The 20,785-nt window shown below is 37.1% G+C and carries 22 protein-coding genes, 4 tRNA genes and 1 pseudogene; 10 read left to right on the top strand and 17 right to left on the bottom strand.

All coding sequences use genetic code 11. The features are described from left to right. Positions 1-285 precede the first annotated feature (285 nt). Genes AC1EU2_RS08175 through AC1EU2_RS08165 form a run of 3 tightly spaced genes read left to right on the top strand, consistent with a single transcriptional unit; the run spans position 286 to position 3,197 of the window. Entirely contained in the window at positions 286-2,325 is a 2,040-nt protein-coding gene (locus AC1EU2_RS08175) for a type VI secretion system Vgr family protein (protein WP_480297698.1), read from the top strand. Then, complete coding sequence (locus tag AC1EU2_RS08170; protein WP_480297697.1) at positions 2,326-2,898, top strand: DUF6931 family protein; 573 nt, start codon at positions 2,326-2,328, stop codon at positions 2,896-2,898. It begins immediately after the preceding gene. A gap of 2 nt (positions 2,899-2,900) precedes the next feature. Beyond that, positions 2,901-3,197 (top strand): PAAR domain-containing protein, encoded by a 297-nt coding sequence (locus AC1EU2_RS08165; protein WP_129947478.1) that lies wholly within the window; start codon positions 2,901-2,903, stop codon positions 3,195-3,197. Between the two features lie 20 nt (positions 3,198-3,217). Here the strand turns inward: AC1EU2_RS08165 and hda are convergent, their stop codons facing one another. The 3 genes from hda to AC1EU2_RS08150 all read right to left on the bottom strand — a co-directional run bounded on the left by hda (position 3,218) and on the right by AC1EU2_RS08150 (position 5,500). After that, complete coding sequence (gene hda / locus AC1EU2_RS08160; protein ID WP_480297695.1) at positions 3,218-3,928, bottom strand: DnaA inactivator Hda; 711 nt, start codon at positions 3,926-3,928, stop codon at positions 3,218-3,220. Between the two features lie 71 nt (positions 3,929-3,999). Then, positions 4,000-5,055: a DUF2066 domain-containing protein gene (locus tag AC1EU2_RS08155; protein WP_480297694.1), complete on the bottom strand. Its 1,056-nt coding sequence runs from the start codon at positions 5,053-5,055 to the stop codon at positions 4,000-4,002. A gap of 106 nt (positions 5,056-5,161) precedes the next feature. Continuing rightward, positions 5,162-5,500 (bottom strand): Grx4 family monothiol glutaredoxin, encoded by a 339-nt coding sequence (locus tag AC1EU2_RS08150; RefSeq protein WP_480297692.1) that lies wholly within the window; start codon positions 5,498-5,500, stop codon positions 5,162-5,164. A gap of 207 nt (positions 5,501-5,707) precedes the next feature. Here AC1EU2_RS08150 and sodB point away from each other — a divergent pair, with 207 nt between their 5' ends. Continuing rightward, the gene (gene sodB / locus AC1EU2_RS08145; RefSeq protein WP_480297690.1) at positions 5,708-6,292 is read left to right on the top strand and encodes a superoxide dismutase [Fe]; all 585 of its coding nucleotides are present in this window, start codon (positions 5,708-5,710) and stop codon (positions 6,290-6,292) included. 217 nt (positions 6,293-6,509) lie between these two features. On the opposite strand, the gene AC1EU2_RS08140 is transcribed toward sodB, so the two are convergent. The 5 genes and pseudogenes from AC1EU2_RS08140 to AC1EU2_RS08120 all read right to left on the bottom strand — a co-directional run bounded on the left by AC1EU2_RS08140 (position 6,510) and on the right by AC1EU2_RS08120 (position 9,654). Then, positions 6,510-7,781 (bottom strand): hypothetical protein, encoded by a 1,272-nt coding sequence (locus AC1EU2_RS08140; protein ID WP_480297689.1) that lies wholly within the window; start codon positions 7,779-7,781, stop codon positions 6,510-6,512. Between the two features lie 124 nt (positions 7,782-7,905). Continuing rightward, positions 7,906-8,031 (bottom strand): annotated as a pseudogene (locus AC1EU2_RS08135) (IS200/IS605 family transposase); the annotation flags it as partial. A 251-nt stretch (positions 8,032-8,282) separates the two neighbouring features. Beyond that, positions 8,283-8,726 (bottom strand): hypothetical protein, encoded by a 444-nt coding sequence (locus AC1EU2_RS08130; protein WP_480297688.1) that lies wholly within the window; start codon positions 8,724-8,726, stop codon positions 8,283-8,285. A 358-nt stretch (positions 8,727-9,084) separates the two neighbouring features. Then, positions 9,085-9,174, bottom strand: a tRNA-Ser gene (locus AC1EU2_RS08125). Between the two features lie 390 nt (positions 9,175-9,564). After that, a tRNA-Ser gene (locus tag AC1EU2_RS08120) sits at positions 9,565-9,654 on the bottom strand. 181 nt (positions 9,655-9,835) lie between these two features. Between AC1EU2_RS08120 and AC1EU2_RS08115 the strand changes: the two genes are divergently transcribed. Both AC1EU2_RS08115 and fabA read left to right on the top strand, forming a co-directional pair. Beyond that, positions 9,836-11,563, top strand: coding sequence for a S16 family serine protease (locus tag AC1EU2_RS08115; protein ID WP_480297686.1), 1,728 nt, complete (start codon positions 9,836-9,838; stop codon positions 11,561-11,563). A gap of 96 nt (positions 11,564-11,659) precedes the next feature. Further along, positions 11,660-12,175 (top strand): bifunctional 3-hydroxydecanoyl-ACP dehydratase/trans-2-decenoyl-ACP isomerase, encoded by a 516-nt coding sequence (fabA, locus tag AC1EU2_RS08110; protein ID WP_129947471.1) that lies wholly within the window; start codon positions 11,660-11,662, stop codon positions 12,173-12,175. A 63-nt stretch (positions 12,176-12,238) separates the two neighbouring features. Here fabA and AC1EU2_RS08105 read toward each other — a convergent pair whose 3' ends face one another. The 6 genes from AC1EU2_RS08105 to AC1EU2_RS08080 all read right to left on the bottom strand — a co-directional run bounded on the left by AC1EU2_RS08105 (position 12,239) and on the right by AC1EU2_RS08080 (position 15,298). After that, positions 12,239-12,751: a GNAT family N-acetyltransferase gene (locus AC1EU2_RS08105; RefSeq protein ID WP_480297685.1), complete on the bottom strand. Its 513-nt coding sequence runs from the start codon at positions 12,749-12,751 to the stop codon at positions 12,239-12,241. A 105-nt stretch (positions 12,752-12,856) separates the two neighbouring features. Then, positions 12,857-12,946: transfer RNA gene (locus tag AC1EU2_RS08100), tRNA-Ser, on the bottom strand. A gap of 94 nt (positions 12,947-13,040) precedes the next feature. Then, entirely contained in the window at positions 13,041-13,439 is a 399-nt protein-coding gene (locus AC1EU2_RS08095; protein ID WP_480297684.1) for a CBS domain-containing protein, read from the bottom strand. Next, positions 13,436-13,789, bottom strand: a complete 354-nt coding sequence (locus AC1EU2_RS08090; RefSeq protein WP_480297682.1) for a P-II family nitrogen regulator — start codon at positions 13,787-13,789, stop codon at positions 13,436-13,438. The genes AC1EU2_RS08095 and AC1EU2_RS08090 overlap by 4 nt, the downstream gene beginning before the upstream one ends. Beyond that, a complete protein-coding gene (locus tag AC1EU2_RS08085; protein ID WP_480297681.1) occupies positions 13,779-14,564 on the bottom strand; it encodes a DUF1538 domain-containing protein in 786 nt (261 codons plus the stop codon). The genes AC1EU2_RS08090 and AC1EU2_RS08085 overlap by 11 nt, the downstream gene beginning before the upstream one ends. After that, positions 14,564-15,298, bottom strand: a complete 735-nt coding sequence (locus tag AC1EU2_RS08080) for a DUF1538 family protein (RefSeq protein WP_480297679.1) — start codon at positions 15,296-15,298, stop codon at positions 14,564-14,566. The genes AC1EU2_RS08085 and AC1EU2_RS08080 overlap by 1 nt, the downstream gene beginning before the upstream one ends. A gap of 274 nt (positions 15,299-15,572) precedes the next feature. On the opposite strand from AC1EU2_RS08080, the gene AC1EU2_RS08075 reads away from it, so the two are divergent. Further along, a tRNA-Val gene (locus AC1EU2_RS08075) sits at positions 15,573-15,649 on the top strand. A gap of 303 nt (positions 15,650-15,952) precedes the next feature. Here AC1EU2_RS08075 and AC1EU2_RS08070 read toward each other — a convergent pair. Then, positions 15,953-16,615, bottom strand: a complete 663-nt coding sequence (locus AC1EU2_RS08070; protein ID WP_480297677.1) for a hypothetical protein — start codon at positions 16,613-16,615, stop codon at positions 15,953-15,955. 734 nt (positions 16,616-17,349) lie between these two features. After that, the gene (locus AC1EU2_RS08065; protein WP_480297675.1) at positions 17,350-17,898 is read right to left on the bottom strand and encodes a hypothetical protein; all 549 of its coding nucleotides are present in this window, start codon (positions 17,896-17,898) and stop codon (positions 17,350-17,352) included. 126 nt (positions 17,899-18,024) lie between these two features. Between AC1EU2_RS08065 and AC1EU2_RS08060 the strand changes: the two genes are divergently transcribed. The 3 genes from AC1EU2_RS08060 to AC1EU2_RS08050 are packed head-to-tail and all read left to right on the top strand — an operon-like array spanning position 18,025 to position 20,486. Next, positions 18,025-18,186 carry a hypothetical protein gene (locus AC1EU2_RS08060; RefSeq protein ID WP_480297674.1) on the top strand — a complete coding sequence of 54 codons (162 nt, stop codon included), beginning with the start codon at positions 18,025-18,027 and terminating at the stop codon, positions 18,184-18,186. Between the two features lie 9 nt (positions 18,187-18,195). Next, positions 18,196-18,939 carry a hypothetical protein gene (locus AC1EU2_RS08055; protein ID WP_480297672.1) on the top strand — a complete coding sequence of 248 codons (744 nt, stop codon included), beginning with the start codon at positions 18,196-18,198 and terminating at the stop codon, positions 18,937-18,939. Next, positions 18,936-20,486 carry a DNA phosphorothioation-associated putative methyltransferase gene (locus AC1EU2_RS08050; protein ID WP_480297671.1) on the top strand — a complete coding sequence of 517 codons (1,551 nt, stop codon included), beginning with the start codon at positions 18,936-18,938 and terminating at the stop codon, positions 20,484-20,486. The genes AC1EU2_RS08055 and AC1EU2_RS08050 overlap by 4 nt, the downstream gene beginning before the upstream one ends. Here AC1EU2_RS08050 and AC1EU2_RS08045 read toward each other — a convergent pair. After that, complete coding sequence (locus tag AC1EU2_RS08045) at positions 20,390-20,677, bottom strand: GNAT family N-acetyltransferase (RefSeq protein WP_480297669.1); 288 nt, start codon at positions 20,675-20,677, stop codon at positions 20,390-20,392. The two genes, AC1EU2_RS08050 and AC1EU2_RS08045, sit on opposite strands and share 97 nt — an antisense overlap. Positions 20,678-20,785: the final 108 nt, after the last annotated feature.

Below are 20,785 nucleotides of genomic sequence, written 5' to 3'. Positions count from 1 at the left end.
GTAGTTAGTTATTTGTTATATATTTAACTTATATACAAATACTAACTTACGCTGATACTACATCTATTAAAATCAAGGGGTCAAGCAACGAAATTATATATTGCTTTTATTTTCTAATGGACAGACCTCTAACCATATGCGATAAAATATAATTAGCTTGACTATAACGCTAAATTAATGAGTAATAATAAAAATAAAGTATCAATTCATAAGTACGCTATAAAAAATGATTGCTCGAATACTTATTCATTATGGAATCATGCGTAACATATTAAGTTAACAAACATGGCAAATAGTCAGTATTCATCTACACCAAGACCGCTAACCGTTTCTTTCGATGGTGGTTCACCATTGATTGGCACTAAGCTGACCTGTAATGAAAAGTTATTCTCTGGTTGTAAATTATTATTATCAGTAATATCGAGCGAAGTGCTCCCAAATTCTCTTTTAGGTAAAACTGCCATTGCTGAGTTCAAGAAAGGTGATGAAGAGAAATATTTTTCAGCTATAACAACAAGCATTGAATTAATAGAATACAGTTCTGAAAAAGGAATTTTTTTATATCAAGTTGAATGCTTAGATCCTATTGCTTTACTAAAATACAAACAGAATCAAAAAATATTTCAAAATCAATCGTCACAAAGAATTTTAGAGCAAATATTCGAAGATGCTGGGATTAATAATTATATTTCTTTTTCGCTTTCGAACAGCGGAAAAGATCATGAATACTGTATTCAATTAAATGAAACAGATTTAGATTTTGCAAAAAGAATAATGTCTAATGAGGGGTGGTTTTACTATGTTGAACACTCAAATTCAAAGCCAAAGGTAATTATTTCTGACACTAATCAATCGTTTAATGATATCGAACAATCGACTGTTTATTATAAAGATGGCTCAGTCGATAGTGATAGAATAATTACGCGATTTCAAGCAAAAGCACAATTAGGCACAGCGAAATTATTAATCGCTGATCATACTCAAGATCTTGCAGAAGTTTTTCAGAGCGACGAGCGAAAGAGTACAAATGATTCAAACCTACAATCTTTATCTTCATATTTTTTTGGTACAGGCGCTATTGATAAGAATGAGCTTAGGCAAAGTGCTAAATTACAAATGGAAGCATTAGACTGTGAACGACAAATATCAAGCGGGCATTCTCAAATATGTGTATTAGCGTCCGGTACTAGATTTTCACTTTCAAAACACCCTGTTTCAGAAATCAATCAGGAATACATTCTCACTCATGTGGTTCACAATATTGAACAATCTGAATCAGGAAGAAACGTACAATATCAAAATAAGTTTCACGCCATTCCGAAATCTGTTCAATTTCGCCCGCATTCAATCGATAAGCCATCAGTGAAAGGTTTACATTGCGCTACAGTTACTGGGCCAAGCGGTGATGAAGTATACACTGATAAAAAAGGTCGGATTAAAGTACAGTTTCACTGGGATACTGAAGGTAAGAATGATGAAAACACTTCATGTTGGTTACCAGTATCACAAGGGCTGGCAAGTCAAAGCTTTGGTTTACATGCTTTGCCAAGAATCGGCGATGAAGTACTTGTACAGTATATAAATGGTGATCCTGATCAACCTGTTGTCGTTGGGTCGATTTATAATGGGGCTAATCCTCCACCTTATGAAACCGCAACACAAACTGGTCTTAAAACTCGTACCACACCGAACGGCAGTTCAAGCCAAGGTAATGAACTGAGATTTGAAGACCAAGAAGATAAAGAAGAAATTTTTCTTCATGCAGAGAAGGATTTCTTAGCTGATATTAATAACGATTCTAAAACAGAAATCAGAGGCTTGAAGTCAACATTAGTTGAAAAAACACTTGAAGTGACAAGCAAAGAAAATATGTCATATTCAACTGAAAAAGAATACTCAGTCAAAAGTGCTGAAAATTTTTCAGCTAACTCTGACAAAGATCTTTCAATGACCAGTAAAGGAAATTTATCAGGAACCTCTGATAAAGAAGTCTCTTTAGAGGCTGGTTCATCAGCAAGTTTAACCGCAAAATCGTCGATTAAAATTGATGGCCAATCGATAGAGATCTCAGGTAAGACAAAAATCGAACTTAAAGTTGGTGGCAGTAAAATTGAAATTGGTCCTAGTGGTATAAAAATTGATGCGCCACAAGTGGAAGTTAGTGGCCAAGCAAAAGTAGATGTAAAGGCAGCAATGGTCGCCATTGAAGGGCAAGGAAAAACGGATGTAAAAGGTGCGCTTGTATCTGTTCAAGGTAGTGCAATGACAGAAATAAAAGCAGGGGCAATGGTACAAATTCAGGGCGCAATAGCAAAGTTAAATTAGATGAAGTTACTAAAAGTTCCACATGACAACCCAAAAGAGGTTTTTGCTTTTTACGAACCAACACCCGATATCATCGAATTATCCGATGGTGTTGGCTCCCCTTTTGAACTGATCCAAAAAGCAATTGCACATCATTTCTATGCTGATGCTGTGACATTCCTAGCACACGGATTACCTATACGAGAATCTATATGGTGGGCTTCAGTGTGTGCAGATAAACGTGATGACTGGAATGAATATGAAAGAGATGCTGTAACGGCAGCCAAGTCATGGGTTCACTCCCCGGATGAAACCACTCGTCGACACGCTGAAGAGATGGCGAAGTTATCAACGTTAAGTACTGGAGCTGGTTGGGCTGCACAGGCTGCTTTTTGGAGTGGTGGCAGTATGACTGAACCAAGTGCACCAATAGTTCCTCCACCACCCTACCTATACGCTCAGGCCGTTGCTGGTTGCATAAATTTAACCGCAGTATTGCCCGATGGTGCTAAAGCAGAAGAAAGGTATGAGCTTTTTTTAAAAATTGGACTCGACCTTGCTCAAGGTGGTAATGGCGATATAGAAGGAGAATAGCTATGCTACCAGCTGCAAGAGCCACAGATATGCATGTATGTCCGATGCAAACACCTGCGATCGTTCCGATCCCACATGTTGGTGGTCCTTTGCTTCCATTACCAAGTACGGTGTTAATTGGCAATTTACCTGCAGCGGTAATGGGTCAGCCCTGTATTTGTGTGGGGCCGCCAGATAGCGTAATCAAAGGAAGTGCAACCGTGTTGATAAGCAATATGCCATCCGTGCGTATGGGGGATATGACAGCACATGGTGGGACAATAATTTTAGGGTGGCCTACGGTTTTAGTAGGAGGTTAACTGGTCGGTTAACCGTATTATCATAAATGAAGCATTTCTTTGATAAAAGGAATAGTCAGCTTTCTCTGATGAACCATTGAGGCTTTATCTAACTTATCCAAAACATCAAATAGAGTTCTTAAATCTCGTTGTAGTCGATTTAATAAGAATCGTCCAACATCTTCAGGAAGCTGTAACCCTCTCATTGAAGCACGCCTTTGCAATGCTGCAAGTTTATCTTCATCTGCCATAGGCTGGAGTTGATAGCTTAGGCCCCACTGCATACGTGACGTTAAATCTGGAAGCATAAACTTCACATCTTTAGCATTCTGACACGAACTTACAATTAGGCTAGAGTTTGATGAGTCTGCAATACGATTAAATAAATCGAACACGGCCTCTTCCCAAATTGGGTTTCCTGCAATCGCATCTATATCATCGATACAAATCAAGTTAACTGTTTCTAGACTTTCAAGTAATGCAGGAGAAATACTGGCGTGAATACCGAGCGGTATATAAAAACTGGTTCGGTCATTTTCATTTGCGTGAGCACAGGCCGCATGTAAAAGATGTGTACGACCTGATTTTTCAGGTCCCCATAAATAAATAGAAGATTTTTTTGCACCTGTTGCAAAAGCATGAAGCTCACGAATTAACTCATCATTGCCTGCTGCTGGATAATAACTATTGAAAGTCTCATCATCAGGCAAATATACGGGTAATGAAAGTTGTAATGGTGAGTTTTGTGTCACTCAAAAAATCTCAATTCTTTAGAATTAATTGCATTGTAACATGGCAATTTGGAAAATCTATCCAGATCGTCCTACTTCCAGATATATCGATGGTTTATTACACTTTCTTCTGTCGAATCTTGTTTAACCTGGGTGATTTTAGGGTCAAGTCTCAAAGTTTTAAACATATCTGACTCATTGCCGTACAAATTAACTTCAATGCCAAGCAAACTATTTTTGATTGATTTGATGTGTGCCGATTTCACAGTAGAAAAAGCATTTAAATATCGTTCAATTTGGATTGCTTTGTGCAAGCTGTCAACGTTCACAAACTCTAATATTGTAGATGAATTGTCATTGGTCGCTGTTACTGAATATTCCTTCGAAAAAAAGCTCGCTAACGGTTTCAATATTTGTTGAGCCGCATCGACATTATTCTCCGCCTTACCAGAAAAATCATAAACCGCCCTCAAAATCCCCTCTTGTTGTTGAGGGTATAATTTTACCTGGTAAGTAAAACCTTGGGGTGTTTTATTTAAGGTTATGAGCGTGTAATACTCAACACCATATCTATCGTTAAAACCATGAAGCTGATTAACGAAAGAGCCTTTAATATCTGAAACTGAAATATTTGTTACTTCATCAAAATCAAGAATAGGCAAAACTGTTGGTAACCCAATATCTTCTGATTCAATTTTTAAATTCTTGATGAACTCATTATGTGAAGAATCGCTGATAATTGAGTTTGAAACACCATCATCGTACGCAACCCAAGCAATAGTCAAAGGACGGTTCTTACCCCAAATTGGTACTTGTGCATTACGAAGCAATTCAATAACTTTTTGTTCAGAAAACTGAACTTTTAAGTAAAGCTCGTCCTCTTTCTCGAAGTAAGAGTATTGATTCATCAGATTTGACGGACTTTTTAAAGCAGCATTTACAAGATCATTTTTGAAAACCGCAACGTCACCAACATGCTTGAAAATGACTTGTCTCAATCCGGCTTTAATCGCACCTTGTCTTTGAGCATAAGATTGACTTTTTACTGGCACATTAACATCAGAAAGGTGCTCAACCGTTACCGAAAAACTAACTTGTGGAAATAGTACTAAAAGCGATGCAATGAGTATCCGAACGGCTGATTTCAAAATAAAATCCTATTCATTTTCAAAATAAAAGCAGAGTTTATCATAAGGGAAGTATTAGAAAACAAAAAAGCCGCAAAAGCGGCTTTAAATAGAGATACTAGAAAGACTAGTCTTCGGCTTCAGAGCGATATTTATCAGCGGTTTCTTTGATAATTGGTTGAAGCTCACCTTTTTGGAACATTTCAACAACGATATCACAGCCACCAATCAATTCGCCTTCAACCCACAGCTGTGGAAATGTTGGCCAATTCGCAAACTTAGGCAGTTCCGAACGAATATCTGGGTGTTGTAAGATATCGACGAAAGCAAATTGCTCACCACAATTAATCATTATTTGAGCAACTTGAGAAGAAAAGCCACAACTTGGCAACTTTGGAGAACCTTTCATATAAACAATGATTGGGTTTTCACTAATTTGCTGTTTAATTTTTTCAACAGTTTCCATTTTATATCCTGTTCACACAACATCATTTACATCTATTGTACGCCACAATGATAAAGAACAAAATCCTATTATTTGTACGGGTTTAGCAAGTTGAAATATTTTTGATGTCAACTAAATTAATTAGACAATCAATGATTCACATCACAGAATTATTCAGTACAATACACAGCTGTGAGCAATATAAACAAGTCTATGGAGACAAAACTAATGGCTTTTGAATTACCTCCTTTACCATACGCAAAAAACGCACTTGAGCCACATATCTCTCAAGAAACGATTGAGTATCATTATGGTAAGCATCATAACACTTACGTTGTTAAGTTAAACGGTTTAGTTGAAGGTACTGAATTTGAAGGTAAGTCACTTGAAGAAGTGGTTAAAACTTCAACTGGTGGTGTTTTCAATAACGCAGCACAAATTTGGAACCACACATTTTACTGGAACTGTTTAGCACCAAATGCTGGCGGTGCTCCAACTGGTGCGATCGCTGATGCAATCAGTGCTAGCTTTGGCTCGTTTGAAGAATTCAAGACTGAATTTACTAATTCAGCAGTAAATAACTTTGGTAGCAGCTGGACTTGGTTAGTTAAGAAAGCTGACGGTAGCCTAGCCATCGTTAATACAAGTAATGCAGCAACTCCATTAACAGATGATTCTGTTACTGTTCTACTAACAGTAGACTTATGGGAGCATGCTTACTATATCGATTATAGAAACGTTCGTCCTGAGTACATGAATGGTTTCTGGCAGCTAGTAAACTGGGACTTCGTTAACCAAAACTTTGCTGGTTAATAGAAGTTAAATTTAAAAAAGGAGCTTAGGCTCCTTTTTTAAAAGTACAAATGTGAGAATTTTTTATTTGAATCTATGATTCAGAATTCCTACAAATTGATACACCAAAATCATTTGGGTTGCAACTTCATATTCTGCAATAACTTAGAAGCACCGAATAAAGCATTAACATAAGTTTTTTTCAAATTTTTATAAGTAAATAATGATTTTCACATTTTCAATCATTACTTAATGTCGCTGATAAAACTCTGTTTCCTCCAGCATTAACGACATGGTAATTTTTACATGTATATGCAAACTGTTCTTCGCAATTTTTTAAGTCATTTGTCAACATGCCTTCATCTGGAATAACAGAAAAGACATATTGAAGCCTTTTCAATTTGATATTTTGTTTTTTCAATGTTAACAAGGTTTCTTGAGATGGCGACACAACAAAATGCTCTACCGCAGGTATCATATTATTTGTGGCCATTTGACATAACTCACCAGCGAAACATAAGATCTCGTTATCTTCATAAGCACATGGCATAGCCTCATTCCTTTCATTAATAATATTTAGCCCTGAATCCTCAATAGTAGTAACAGTCTTTCCTGTATTTTCATCAACGAAAATAGGTTTTGTAAGAAACGAAATCATTGTGGGATCGGTGTGTTTTAATGACAAGATAGAATCAGCTTTGCTTATGGGGTAAATGGCAAGAGTTACTTTGTTTCCCTTTCCACCGACATACCGCTCGAGAGCTTGGGGAAGAGTTTTATACTTATCAGTTAGTAAGCAGGTATCAATAATTTTAAGTAACTTATGAGATATTCTTAATAACTCGACTGAGATTCTAGAAGACAACTGAATCAGTTCATTTTGCTCCTGCTGAATCGTGGCATTTTCGAGATAAGATGCTCTCCAACCACTATCTGCACTAGCTACATTGTTATTAAAACTGTCAATTGGGGAAAGTACATCATATATACTCATTTCTACAGCATTCTCAAAAGCTGAATACCCTACTGTATTCTTAACTTTGCCCGAATTATCGAAACCTTCCGTATTTGACCTTAACAGCGATTTTAAATCATCTTCAGAGGATGTATATACTGAACTATCATATTGTATACATTTTGAGTTTGGAGAGTGAGATAGGTTATATCTTTTTTTTAGAAATTTTGGCGAAGTTCTATACGTTTCAAAAATGTTTTTTGTTGAAACAAATAAACGATCTGAAGCCCCATTAAATGACTTTGCAGTTCCAACACATCCACCCTTTTTCAACTTCTTCTGACAAACATCAATGAGGTAATTAGTATCTATCAGATCCAATGAATGCAGCAAATCCTTACGATTTGCCAAGAATTTTGTACGCTCCATTTTTATTGAAATAATGCCATCTGAAATAAAAGCTTCTGCTATAGAATTGTGATTGCTCTTTTCGTCGAGCTGATTGATATTAAATTTTTTAAGTTCAAAATAAGGATAATGGTCTGCGTTGTTCATAATGACCTCAGCTTGTTAGTTTAAAATACTTTTAAACAGGTAACTCAGTGCATATATAATCACAAGTAACTGAATAACTAATGAACAAGGCTTTACAAAGAAACTCGGCCGAAACAACCGAGTTTTATTTGAACAATCCAAGCTGAGCTGCACTTTTCTCTTTTTTGTCTAATTCTGCCAATTGATCTTGAACATATTTTTTGATTATTTCTTCAGTTGCGCTCCCTATAGTTTCAACAAAATAGCTCTGAGTCCAAAGCTTTCCTCACCAGAAATATCTTCTCTTTACTTCTGGATATAATTTGAAAAACTGTCTAACTGAGAAGCTTTTGATTATTTGGATCACATCATTTGGAGACATTTTGACTGATGAAATTACACAAAACTGATACTCTGAAAATCAAGAATATTTAACTAATGAATTTAAATTATTTAATAAGATAAAGTCCTAACGCTAAGCAAGGACTCTATAGGTGATCACAGAAGTTGACTCTCGTTTTTCTATTTTATATATCGTAGGTAGATTCTATGATCAGTCTCGAAGTCGTAGCTAAACCCTGAATTTTTATAAACTTCAATAAGAGAGCTGTTATGTTGCAATGAGCATTTCGCCAAAGAGCCCTTATCTAATTTGTTGTCGATAATATCGTTAATGATGATCTGTGCAATTTCATTTTCATCCGTATCAAACCATAAAGAAATATCTTCAATAATAACTTCATTAACACCTTGTTTGATGCTCACTACTCCAATATCTACCCCGTCGTAATTAATAACGGTTGTTCTGCCTTGCAAGAATTTGCTGCGCTTGAGTTTGAAGAATTGTGACTTTTCAGGTTGATAAGGCCAGGTAGCATTAAGGTAATTTTTTAAGTCTTTAGAGCAAAGAAGGTTTACGAAAGGCCAATCAGTATTAGATGCGGCTCGCATTTGGATTTCTGGCATGTTGCTACCTCTATATTTAAAATCATCATCATAAGTTTGCGACCTGCCTGTCTATTTAATTTATCCGTTTATTTAAAGGTAGCAAGCAAATGAGCTTTATCCATAAATGAAAGTCACTCAGGTGTTCACCTTAATTAAGAAATACTCAAAAAGCATTAATAACTCATTGTTATAATAGATAATAGTTACTAACAACCATAAAAATTAAGGTTGAATTAACATTAATTAACACAGGTTTTAACTCAAAGGTTTGATCTGATAAAAAACAGCAGCACAAGGGAAACGAAAGAAGAAAGAGAGGTATTGGATGAACATCAGAGAGCAAAAAGCCGCTCTATTGAGCGGCTTTTCTAAATGATGGCGGAGGAGCAGGGATTTGAACCCTGGAACGGGATAAACCGTTGCCGGTTTTCAAGACCGGTGCATTCGACCACTCTGCCACCCCTCCGAACGCCGACAAAGATACTGATTTAGCTTTGCGTTGTAAACAAAAAAAATGAAATATTTGATCAAGTGAATACTTTACCACCAACAATGCTGTATCAGTTGATTTATCAGTCAAATAAGAAGGCTGCATGCAAATGCATTCATAGAAAACTAAATACCCAGTAAAGGCGAGTAAATTTTTTAAGAACAAAAATGTAGGCTGAAACTTCAATTAAAAACAGCCGAAGTAAACAGTGTATTATCGATGAATGAAGATAGAAATGATATTGCTGGATTGGTAAATTTGTGAAAAGACTTTACCTTTGAACTTAGATAGTAAAGCGACCAATTACATTCATTTCAAAATGATAGAAAGCAAAAAGCCGCTCTAATGAGCGGCTTTTCTGAATGATGGCGGAGGAGCAGGGATTTGAACCCTGGAACGGGATAAACCGTTGCCGGTTTTCAAGACCGGTGCATTCGACCACTCTGCCACCCCTCCGAACGCCGCTGATAATAGTCAAAACCATTGTGGCTGTAAATAATTATTTTAATAAAATATGTTGAACGCTCAACGAACAACCACAACGTTGAAATTATGATCTTTTTTATCAGAAATTTGCCGACTACTGGTTATAAAGACTGTGATAGAATTCTTTTATTGAAATAAAACATAACGAACTATGAAGCCAAAACTAATTGCAGCATCAAAATTAACACCACAATTTAACTTCCCACCTTCACTCGAAAGCAAATCTAGCCCGTTTTCACTTCTTTTAGGCCAAGACAGAGTGACTTCTGCTTATAAGCTTTTTTCAAAACTCGATCAGCAACACTTATATTTAGCAGATTACCCCGGTGTTGATCGGGCAAAATTCATTGATGCACTAGTTTCAACTTATTCTTCATTTTCAGAACAATATCTATCAGCTTCAAAAACTGCAAATAGTATTGTATTAGAGTGGTTCGATTCGCCTGCTCCAAGTAACACTGGCATCATCACAACCAAACAAAACACATATGAGTATTTAACAGGCAACATTTCTAAGATTGATTTATTTGGCAGAACGCACAATAAAGATGGTATCGCTGAATACATAGCTGGCGCCCTAGCACGTTCAAACATCGTTTTTATCAGTACAGATGCATTATTAAATAAACCTACTTTATGGTCAATGCTGTTGGATACGATTAACTCTGGTTCTTATAGAGTTAACTCAAGCCTTTCGCATGTACCATTAAACTGTAAAATCGTATTAGTTGGCAGTGCAAGCCTATTCACTCAATTAAAGTATCATGATGAGACGTTCAACCAGTACTTTCCACTACTCGCAGAAATGGTTTCTGAACTGGATATATATAAGTACTCAGAATTAGAGTACCTATCATGGCTTGAGCAATTAAAACCAACGGGGTCAATTGTTGAACTGGATGCATATCCAATATTATTGAGCTATTCATCTTCACTTGTCGAACATCAGCACAGACTCGCATTAGATTTTGTTGACATGGTACACCTGTTAGCTCAAGCAGCTGCACTTTCAAAAGCAAAACGGATTTCTGCGGATTATGTACTAGAAGCAATAAACCTTAAACAACAAAGGCATAATACTTCTGAGGAGTATTCATTACAGAATTTTGAAGACAAATTTATCTCCCTGCAAACAGAAGGTCAAATGGTCGGTCAAATTAATGGATTAACTGTTATAGACACTGGCGATTACAGCTATGGCGAGCCAGCTCGCATTACATGTACTGCACATTACGGTGATGGCGAAGTTGCTGATATTGAGCGAAAGTCTGAATTGGCTGGCAACATCCACGCAAAAGGCATGATGATTTTATCTTCGTGCTTGTATCGTATTTTTGGACGTGATGCCCCACTTCATTTAGATGCAAATATTGTTTTCGAACAGTCTTATCAAGAAATCGACGGAGATAGTGCATCTGTTGCTGAGTATTGTTGTTTGCTATCTGCAATCAGCGAAACCCCTATAGAGCAAAGCATTGCTGTTACAGGTGCATTAGATCAATTTGGTAATGTACAAGCTATTGGCGGTGTAAATGAAAAAATCACTGGCTTTTTTAACCTATGCCAAAAGCGCAAGCTAACAGGTACTCAGGGTGTCATCATTCCTGCATCAAACGCATTACAGCTCAATTTGCCTCAAGAAATAATCACAGCAGTTGAACAAGGTAAGTTCAGTATTTTTCAGGTAGATCATATTGACCAAGTAATCGAACTGTTATTGGGTACACCAGCCGGCAGCCCGAATGAAAACAATACGTTCCCTAAAGATTCACTTTACTGGAAAGTCCAACAGCGTTTGAACGAATTAGCAGGTGAATACGAGCCTGAGCCTACGTTCATTCAGAGAACATTAGCAAAAATTGGTTTAAGAAGTGATTAAAATCAAGTTATCAGAACATTCTTAGCTGATCGGAGTTGTTTAGCGTACACGTGTTCGCTAATCTTGCACCACATTCGGCAATAATAGAAAGATAACATGTCAAAAGTTAGTAGTTTTACAAAGGATGAGCTTATCGCCTGTGGTCATGGTGATTTATTTGGTGCAGACTCTCCACGTTTACCAGTGAAAAATATGTTGATGATTGATCGCGTCGTTAAGATTAGCGATGATGGCGGTAAATATGGTAAAGGTGAAATTATTGCCGAACTCGATATCACACCCGATCTTTGGTTCTTTGATTGCCACTTTGTAACAGACCCTGTAATGCCTGGTTGCTTGGGACTAGATGCTATGTGGCAACTTGTTGGTTTCTTCCTTGGTTGGGAAGGCGCTAAAGGTAAAGGTCGTGCTCTTGGTGTAGGTGAAGTTAAATTTACTGGCCAAGTATTACCAGAAGCCAAGAAAGTCACATATAAATTAGACATAAAACGTAAGATTAATCGAAAACTCGTTATGGGTATGGCTGACGCAACATTAGAAGTTGACGGACGTGAAATCTACTCAGCTACAGATTTGAAAGTTGGTATTTTCCAAGATACATCTTCTTTCTAAGAATCAAAATCAGTTTCAGTAAATGCCAGCTTTATGCTGGCATTTTTGTTTTTTCATATGTGACTATTTAGGGTGTCGATAAATATGCCAAATATTGTCTCTAAAAGGTGTCTTACTTTCTAATTTACACCCTATTCTTATTGCTAAATCGATCGACATTTTATTATCAGGATGAATGAAGCTCATTAGATTAATTTCTGGTAAATACTCAAGTCCAACTTGTTGAACCACTTTTGAAGCTTCAGTCGCATAGCCTTTTTTCCAATAGCTTCGTATCAATGCCCATTTTATTTCAGCTTCTGGCCAATCGTATGGAAACCAATACCCAGATATTCCAATAACTTTGTTTGTTGTCTTCTCAACCATTGCATACGGGCCATAACCTTTCATTTCCCAATGAGCTATCATCACACAGATCGCTTTCCAAGATTCAAGGAGACTAAAACTCTTTCCAACCGTAAACTTTGTTGCCATCGAGTCCGAAAAATACTGATGAATATCGACTAAATCATTTTCAGTAAATCGTCGCAGAATTAATCTTTCAGTTTCTAGCGTTTCTGGTACCAGAAATTTCATTGAAAACTCGAAGTGAATAACCAAGTGTTACTTTGTTTATAGAACGATAAATATAGAAAGTCTAGAAAGCAAAAAGCCGCTCTAATGAGCGACTTTTTTAAATGATGGCGGAGGAGCAGGGATTTGAACCCTGGAACGGGATAAACCGTTGCCGGTTTTCAAGACCGGTGCATTCGACCACTCTGCCACCCCTCCGTGCGGTGCGTAATGTACTAATATTGACTGATGCTGTAAACCCTTATTTCACTTTTCAAGTTCAAGTGATGGAATAATCAGCAAAAGGTTGTTCTTAGCGCTTCAGCATTCCTTTCATTACAATATCGTTATAGCTAACTAATCCTAAAATCTCTTTATCTGCAATAACAGGCGCTCGTGTAATGCCTAAGTTATCAAATAAACGAGCGGTATAACGTACATCCATATAGTCATGCACTGAAACCGCAGGTTTGGTCATAATCTCGTATACATTTACCCGCTCAGGAGCACGATCTTTAGCAAGTACTTTCTTAGCGATATCGCTCATTAAAACAAGACCGTACTCATCATTTTCATTTCGCTTATTCACGAAAAGAACTTCAACGTTTTTTTCTAAAGCAACTTCAATGGCTTCAGCAACGGTCAACAGCCCATCAACAATCGCAAAATCTTGGGTCATTACATCTTCATTTTTTACTATTGAATCACTCATACGAGTTTATCTCCGAGTTCTTTCGTTAATTCTTCCACTTGGTGAGCTACGCCAACCGCATCTTCGACATCAATTTGAATTGCAATTCCTTGCCCAGGCTTTTCTTCAAATTCACCAGCAGCACTGATTGTTTCAAGAATTTTACGACTTAAATGCTCTTCTACTAATAATAGAATCACATCTCGCTGAACATTCAGTGTTAAGCCCATAAACGTTTTTTTCTGCTCAATACCTTCGCCACGAGCGTGGTTAATTACTGTAGCACCTGTTGCTCCAGCATTACGTGCAGCATCGAGAATATTATTTGTGCAAGCATCATCTACGAATGCCACAATTAGCTTAAATCGCATCAGACGACTCCTTATCTGTATTTTTAGAACTCATAAATTCAACTAACTTTGCATACGCCATGACCGTAATCATTGGAAACAAACTGGCAAATGCAATTAAACCAAAACCGTCAATTAATGGATTGCGACCTGGTACATTGGTCGCTAACCCTAAACCTAATGCTGCAACCAACGGAACCGTAACTGTTGAGGTTGTAACGCCACCAGAGTCATAGGCCAATGGGATAATCATTTTAGGTGCAAAGAATGTTTGAATAACAACTAAAATATAACCCGCCATAATGTAGTAATGAATTGGATCACCTTTAACAATTCGGTAGCAACCTAAACTGATCCCAATAGCTACACCAAGCGCAACAGCAAAGCGTAAACCTTGAACGCCAATTGTCCCACCTGAAACTTGGTTGGCTTTGATGGCAACAGCAATTAAAGAAGGTTCTGCAATTGTGGTACTGAATCCAATAGCAAAAGCGAATACATAAACCCAAAAGTAATCGCTAGGTTTTACTATTGCGCCTGGCACTATTCCAAGAAATTCAGGTGACGTTAACTGCTCAGCCATTGTTTCCCCGAGAGGAAATAATGCTTTCTCTAATCCGACTAAAAATAGACTCAAACCAAGGATAACGTACAGAAAACCGAGTGCGACGCTTTTTGGATTTGCAACTGGACGTTTAAGCACACCGATTTGAAATCCGAACAAAATGATAGCAATAGGTACAACGTCTCGTACTGTTAATAAAAACGTTTCTAAAAATGACATTAAAACATTCATTACAACACCACCATTCCATAACAAAGCACAAATATCATTGGAGTTAGACTTGCAAAAGCGATTAAACCAAAACCATCAATCATAGGGTTTCTGCCTTTAATCACGCTTGATAACCCCACCCCCAAAGCAGTAACCAAAGGCACTGTAATAGTAGATGTTGTTACACCACCGCTATCGTAAGCGACACCAATAATGCTTTCAGGAGCAAAGCTCGTCAAAATCATCACAATGACGTACCCACCAATGATCATATAGTGCATTGGCCAACCTTTCAGAATTCGGATTACACCAACTAAAATGGCAATCCCTACAGATATCGCAACTGTAATTCTTAACCCCATCGCATAAGATGCTTTAGCAGCCTCTGTTTGTGCAATCGCATTTGCTTGAGCGGCAACCTGTGCAGCCTCACCTGCCACTGCGGTTAACGCTGGTTCAGCAATCGTGGTCCCAAAACCGAGTGCAAACGAAAAGATTACTAGCCAAAATACACTCCCCTTTCTCGCTAAAGCTTGAGCTAACGATTCCCCTATCGGAAATAAGCCCATCTCTAAACCGAAAATAAAGAAGGTTAAACCTAGAATGATGAAAAGTAAGCCGACACAAATGCCAATTAAATCATCAGGGGTTTGATGAAGCACAAAAGCTTCAAAGAATATAATGACTAAGATGATAGGCACGAGATCTCGTACACTACCCAACATAGATTTGAAAAGCTTACCTAAAGCTTCCACGGATACTCCTTTACTCCAAATTAAGGTCGAATGAGAAAACAGTCAATAAAACAATTTTAACAGTTAAATCGACAGCCTTCTTTTGATCTGGATCACAAGTAAATCCGCAATCTAATAAAGATTCAAGCCAATTGAATCAAACGAACAAAAAACAAACTAAAAGTGCCTTTTAGGTTATGAAAACAGCAACTAAAACGATTTACGTCATTTTTACTTGCATCACAACAAATGACAACATAATATTCAAATCGTTCAAACGAACACTTCAAAATATACAACCGTAGCTCAGTTGGTTAGAGCACTACCTTGACATGGTAGGGGTCGGTGGTTCGAATCCACTCGGTTGTACCATTTCTTTAAGCTTTAAATTTTTTCAAAAATTTAAAATCATAAAAACAGTTTTATTAGATTTAGCTATAACAATATGATTTTTTTGAATTTATAAATCGTACTCATTACAGCAATATGTATATCTATATGTATAAAGAGTTAAAAATACCTTTTATCTAAATGTGATTAAACCCAACTCAGATATTCTAAATTTAACTACTTGGTAACTTTGTGACCAACTGTGCCCAAACTTCAGGCACAGTATAAAAACTCGAATCAAATAGTTTGACCACTATTGCAAAAATTAATGGTCACAAAAATATCTTAGAATCGATAATTTCCACCGACAAACCAGCTTGTTAGATCTTCATAGTTAAACACTGATACTTCGGCATCAAATTTCTTAGTAATGTTGTAACGACCGCCAACCGTCCAGCCGATTTCAGTAGAGTTACCTTCTGAATATTTAATTGCATCGACTCTAGCAAACACCTCAAACTGATCATAAATTTGAGAACGACCGCCAACGCCCAAACGATAAAAATCATCATCAGCTTTCAACTCAGATACAAAATCAAAATTATGATCTGAATTATCAGTGAATCTTTCTTCCCCTTTTATTTCAGAGTTACCAAAAGCCAACTCAGCGAATAAATCTGATTTATCAGAAATTGAGTATTTATAGCCTAAACCAAGTTCATACTGTTTAACATCGCTTTCGAATTCAGCCTTTCCATCATCTAGAGTTACTGAGTCCGAATTCTCAACAGCAAAATATTCACCTAAAGCAAACACACCAGAATTGCCAAATGACTTGTTGGCTTTAAGCGATAAGCCTTTAAAGTTGCCATCCATACCATCAATGCTCAAAGTCTTATATCCTAAGCTAACGTTATCGTAGCTAAATGCTGAGCTTGAATCCTGAGCCTGAGAAACAAAAGAAGTGATAGAGGCCAATACCGATAAGAAAAGAATACGTTTTTTCATTTTACATCCATATAGTTACAACTCAGTCATTGCGACTGAAAATCAAGGTGCGGATTATGCCTTAAAGAAAATTTATATCAATGCAAATCATGCGACACGATTTGTCGAACCACCCTTTAAGCTATTTCCATAGACTTAATTAAGGGGTTAAAAATGCTAGAAGTCATTTCAAGTAAAGAGCAATTTTTAGAAGCTTCACCTAAAATTTTGATCGTCGGTGTTGGTGGTTGTGGCGGTGCAGCTTTAAGAAAACTCTAGCTCACCAATGAAGATAGTTGTTGCGAATACCTTGCTATAAACACCGACACCCGTGCATTGAAGCGTTCAGTAAGCTCAGTTCAAATAGGCTAAGAGTTCACCAAAGGAAAAGGCGCTGGTTCTATTCCTGAAGTTGGTAAGCAATCAGCCATTGAGTCAGAGACTGAGATTAAAGCTGCTATTGAACATGCTGATCTAATATTTCTGCTTTTAGGCATGGGTGGCGGCCCGGAACTGCTGCTGCACCAGAAGTTGCAAGAATCGCTCATGAGCTTTGTAAAAAGCAGTCAACGAAATCATACTCGGTTGCGAAACAGCCGCAATAGAAGCACATATTAAAATGTCGACTTTCCATCGCCATAATACGACGGTACAAATCACGATTTTTTGACATCTTCTTACCTATCGTGAACTTCTTCAAAAACTAGATTCTATGAAAATAAAATGGCAATGTTAACCAAGACGCTAAAAATGGATTACCCTACTCTCATCCATTTTTTCTGACTCTCAGGCACCCGCTTGATCCTTTTTTCTTTAATAAGTTCATTCAACGTACGGGTAAAGTCTGATTTTGGTATGCTCAAGTTTTTTCTAACGTCTTCAGTAGATTTCGGGTGTTGAAGTTGCTGCATAATTAGCTGATGTGTAGATAAGCCTGACTTAGTCTGAACGAGCGCTTGGCTTTTTGATTGTAAAGGTATGGCACAAGCAACACGATGCAGGTGGCATTGATACTTAAACGCCATAATTAATGAATTATCTTGGCTGAATAAAACAAACTGACATTGTTTCTTTTGCTCATCATTTAACGATGCCAGTACGCCGACAAGATTTCCAATAATATAAAAATCGGCTTGATTAGCCCCTGTTGGATAACTAGAAAACACTTGAAATAGCTTACGTTCACAAAGCTCAATAATTTGTGTATTCTTTGAAAACACAAAAGTCTTGTCCGAAAGAGAAGCTTTAACCTCTGCAACAGCGTTTAGGCCAACATTCTCAGCATCAACAAAAATAAACTTCAAAATACACTCCATTTGTACTTGGTGCTATCCATAACACATTGAAATTTATATTATCAAACCTCAGTATGTTTACTAGATAGCCAACAAACAACTGAGCAAATAAAAAGCAATTACGAGATAGTGAAAATGAGTCAATCGGATAATGAAAAGCAGTGGTTAAGCAGTAAAGAAACACAAAGAGCATTGAAAATATCAGGTTGCCAGTTGATGCACCTTCGAGAATCTGGCAAATTGCAGTTCAAGAAAGTCGGCAGGGCTTACTTCTATCTCATTTCTCGCAAAGAGTAAAAATAATAAATGGTAACCAAAAAATTTAAAAAATTAGCTTGTTCCTATTATGGTTGTGATGGAGGCAATCCAGCCTCAAAACTTTGGATGTGCGGTCTTGAATGGGGTGGCGGCTTTGAAGGCAACATTATTCCTGAAGATACATTTTCACCTGAAAACGAAAAATTACTTTCATGGAACGAAACCGAAGTTAGATTGATTATGTATGGTCAAGGAATGGGCTTCAACCAAAAGCTTGCATGGTTTTACGCTTACTATTTAGGTTGGGATATCAATAAATATCAAGAACAAGCCATCGAAAACAAATTATTTTTCAAAGATGGTATTGGTTTAAAACTCAACGCTTTTCCTATTTCATTCAAAGATCGTAACTCAACCAGTTGGAACAAAGATTTAGTTGATAAAACAGGGCTTATCAGCTTTTTTGATTATCGTGTCTGGTGTATTAATCATCGTGGTTCATTCTTTCAGCAAGAGATCAAAAAGCATAATCCGAAGGTAATTGTTTGCACTGGTAAAACTTCGTGGGAAGAGTTTTTCAGCATGTTTAGCTGTGAAACTGAGATAATCGAAAAAGGTAATATCAAATTTTCCACTACAAATAATGGTAAAACCAGAGTATACGTAGTGCCATTTTTCGGCAGTGCTAATGGCATAAACTCCTACGCAAAAATGGAGCAACTTGTTAAAGACATAAAGAAAGTAGAAGAACAATTTCCAGACCCATACTTAAGCTATGAGCTGAATCAATGAATGCTCTACTCTTTGCAGAACTCGTTTCAAAAATTAAAAATGGCAAACATTTACCTGAAGCTATCTATCTACATAAAGACGCTTTTTCTGCTTTACCTGAACAGTTACGTTCATTTATTCCTGCAGTAGCAAAGGCTGTATCTTTAGATGATGAAAACTGGGATTTAGTTAAACTGTTCAAAAAAGACTTTCGCATATCATTATTGTCTTACCCTACATTCTATCAAGACTCTTATCCTGCGCTTCATCAAAGTACGAATGTTGATCTCAGCAAGCTAAAGCACAAAGTTACATCATACGAACAAACAGACAATCCACCGATATTGCATCGAAAAGAAACAATGGTGTTGTCAGATGACCCACATTACCAAGAGTTTGTTGATATCACCCAAGAAGGCGAAAATGCAGGTCTGTATGAAAATACACGCACCATTGGATTTAAAAGAAACTGGGAAACGTTAATTAAAAACAAAGGTTTTACCCTTGTTGACGGCAGACTTTTTAGAAACTCAGCAGTAATCAAACCACAAGAAAGCGATAGCATCGATAGACATAAAACAGCCATAGTGCGTTATGGACTTTCTGCTCCTATGAAGTTGTTGTCAAAACATGGTTACTTAAATGGTGAACACTCTATCTTTGACTACGGTTGTGGACGACAAGATGACTTAACAGAGTTAGATGCTCATGGTCTTGATGCAACTGGCTGGGATCCAAACTTTGCACCAGATAGCGATAAATGTGAATCTGACATTGTTAACCTTGGTTTTGTGCTCAATGTAATAGAAGATCAAGAGGAAAGACTTGAGGCACTTATAGGTGCTTGGGATTTGACCCAAAAGCTGCTTGTCGTATCAGTCATGATTGCGAACGACGAATATATTGGACAATTTAAGCCATATAAAGACGGCATAATTACATCAATCAATACCTTTCAAAAATACTATGCGCAAGCAGAAATCAAAGGCTATCTAGAGCGAACATTGCAAGAAGAACCTATCGCAATTGCTCCTGGTATTTTTTATATTTTCAAAGATAAAATCGAAGAACAACAATACCTGCAAAACAAATATAAGCGTCATCATAAATGGGAGCAACGCACATCTCCAATAAAACTAGATTCTAAAGAGAAACTTCAACTAGTGATTGCCCAAAATGAGACTCTATTTCAAAATTTCTGGAATAAGTGTTTGGAGTTAGGGCGTGTGCCTGCTAATGATGAGTTTGATGGCTCCTATGAAATTAAAGGGTTGATAGGCTCAAACAAAAAGGTCTTTGAGCTATTACGAGAAACCTACCCTTTTGAAGAGTACGAGAAATATCAACTGGCAGTGTCTAATAGAATTGAGGATTTACTCCTGTATCTCTGTATGGCCTTATTTGAAAAGCGTAAACCATACATTAAACAGCCAGATTCATTTAAACGAGATATAAAAGCATTCTTCGATCGTTACCAGCATGCAAAAGAGGCTGCTAAAAGCCTTCTTTTTTCAATAGTTGTTACTTCAAGCTCTAAATTTTCAAGGTTATTGTTCTTTGACCATTGAATGATTTTATCAATCATCTGACTTGCTATTCCATTACCACGAACTTCAGGCGAAACCCACATTTGATAAATGTGAGCAGTGTTCGACTTTGCCTCATGCACAATTGACCAAGCCAGACCACAAGGTGTCCCCTCATATATAGAATAGAACGGATACGCTAAATTAAATCGTTTCTCTGTATCGCAGCGCAACTGCCAAACATCATCAAGCCATTTACTTTCTACTGAATGAGCCCTTTAGTGACTGTAATCGAATATTTCTATAAGTCCTCCAATCGGAACTTTGAATTCTTTTTATTT

This window comes from Parashewanella sp. 2304DJ23-3, assembly GCF_056591695.1.
This window is presented reverse-complemented; position numbering and strand designations above follow the sequence as displayed.

What these genes read in the sequence shown, in the direction of transcription:
- AC1EU2_RS08175 (WP_480297698.1), top strand. Translation starts at nt 286, where the DNA reads ATGGCAAATAGTCAGTATTCATCTACACCAAGACCGCTAACCGTTTCT.
- AC1EU2_RS08170 (WP_480297697.1), top strand. Translation starts at nt 2,326, where the DNA reads ATGAAGTTACTAAAAGTTCCACATGACAACCCAAAAGAGGTTTTTGCT.
- AC1EU2_RS08165 (WP_129947478.1), top strand. Translation starts at nt 2,901, where the DNA reads ATGCTACCAGCTGCAAGAGCCACAGATATGCATGTATGTCCGATGCAA.
- AC1EU2_RS08150 (WP_480297692.1), bottom strand. Translation starts at nt 5,500, where the DNA reads ATGGAAACTGTTGAAAAAATTAAACAGCAAATTAGTGAAAACCCAATC.
- sodB (WP_480297690.1), top strand. Translation starts at nt 5,708, where the DNA reads ATGGCTTTTGAATTACCTCCTTTACCATACGCAAAAAACGCACTTGAG.
- AC1EU2_RS08140 (WP_480297689.1), bottom strand. Translation starts at nt 7,781, where the DNA reads ATGAACAACGCAGACCATTATCCTTATTTTGAACTTAAAAAATTTAAT.
- AC1EU2_RS08130 (WP_480297688.1), bottom strand. Translation starts at nt 8,726, where the DNA reads ATGCCAGAAATCCAAATGCGAGCCGCATCTAATACTGATTGGCCTTTC.
- AC1EU2_RS08115 (WP_480297686.1), top strand. Translation starts at nt 9,836, where the DNA reads ATGAAGCCAAAACTAATTGCAGCATCAAAATTAACACCACAATTTAAC.
- fabA (WP_129947471.1), top strand. Translation starts at nt 11,660, where the DNA reads ATGTCAAAAGTTAGTAGTTTTACAAAGGATGAGCTTATCGCCTGTGGT.
- AC1EU2_RS08105 (WP_480297685.1), bottom strand. Translation starts at nt 12,751, where the DNA reads ATGAAATTTCTGGTACCAGAAACGCTAGAAACTGAAAGATTAATTCTG.
- AC1EU2_RS08095 (WP_480297684.1), bottom strand. Translation starts at nt 13,439, where the DNA reads ATGAGTGATTCAATAGTAAAAAATGAAGATGTAATGACCCAAGATTTT.
- AC1EU2_RS08090 (WP_480297682.1), bottom strand. Translation starts at nt 13,789, where the DNA reads ATGCGATTTAAGCTAATTGTGGCATTCGTAGATGATGCTTGCACAAAT.
- AC1EU2_RS08085 (WP_480297681.1), bottom strand. Translation starts at nt 14,564, where the DNA reads ATGAATGTTTTAATGTCATTTTTAGAAACGTTTTTATTAACAGTACGA.
- AC1EU2_RS08070 (WP_480297677.1), bottom strand. Translation starts at nt 16,615, where the DNA reads ATGAAAAAACGTATTCTTTTCTTATCGGTATTGGCCTCTATCACTTCT.
- AC1EU2_RS08060 (WP_480297674.1), top strand. Translation starts at nt 18,025, where the DNA reads ATGAGTCAATCGGATAATGAAAAGCAGTGGTTAAGCAGTAAAGAAACA.
- AC1EU2_RS08055 (WP_480297672.1), top strand. Translation starts at nt 18,196, where the DNA reads ATGGTAACCAAAAAATTTAAAAAATTAGCTTGTTCCTATTATGGTTGT.
- AC1EU2_RS08050 (WP_480297671.1), top strand. Translation starts at nt 18,936, where the DNA reads ATGAATGCTCTACTCTTTGCAGAACTCGTTTCAAAAATTAAAAATGGC.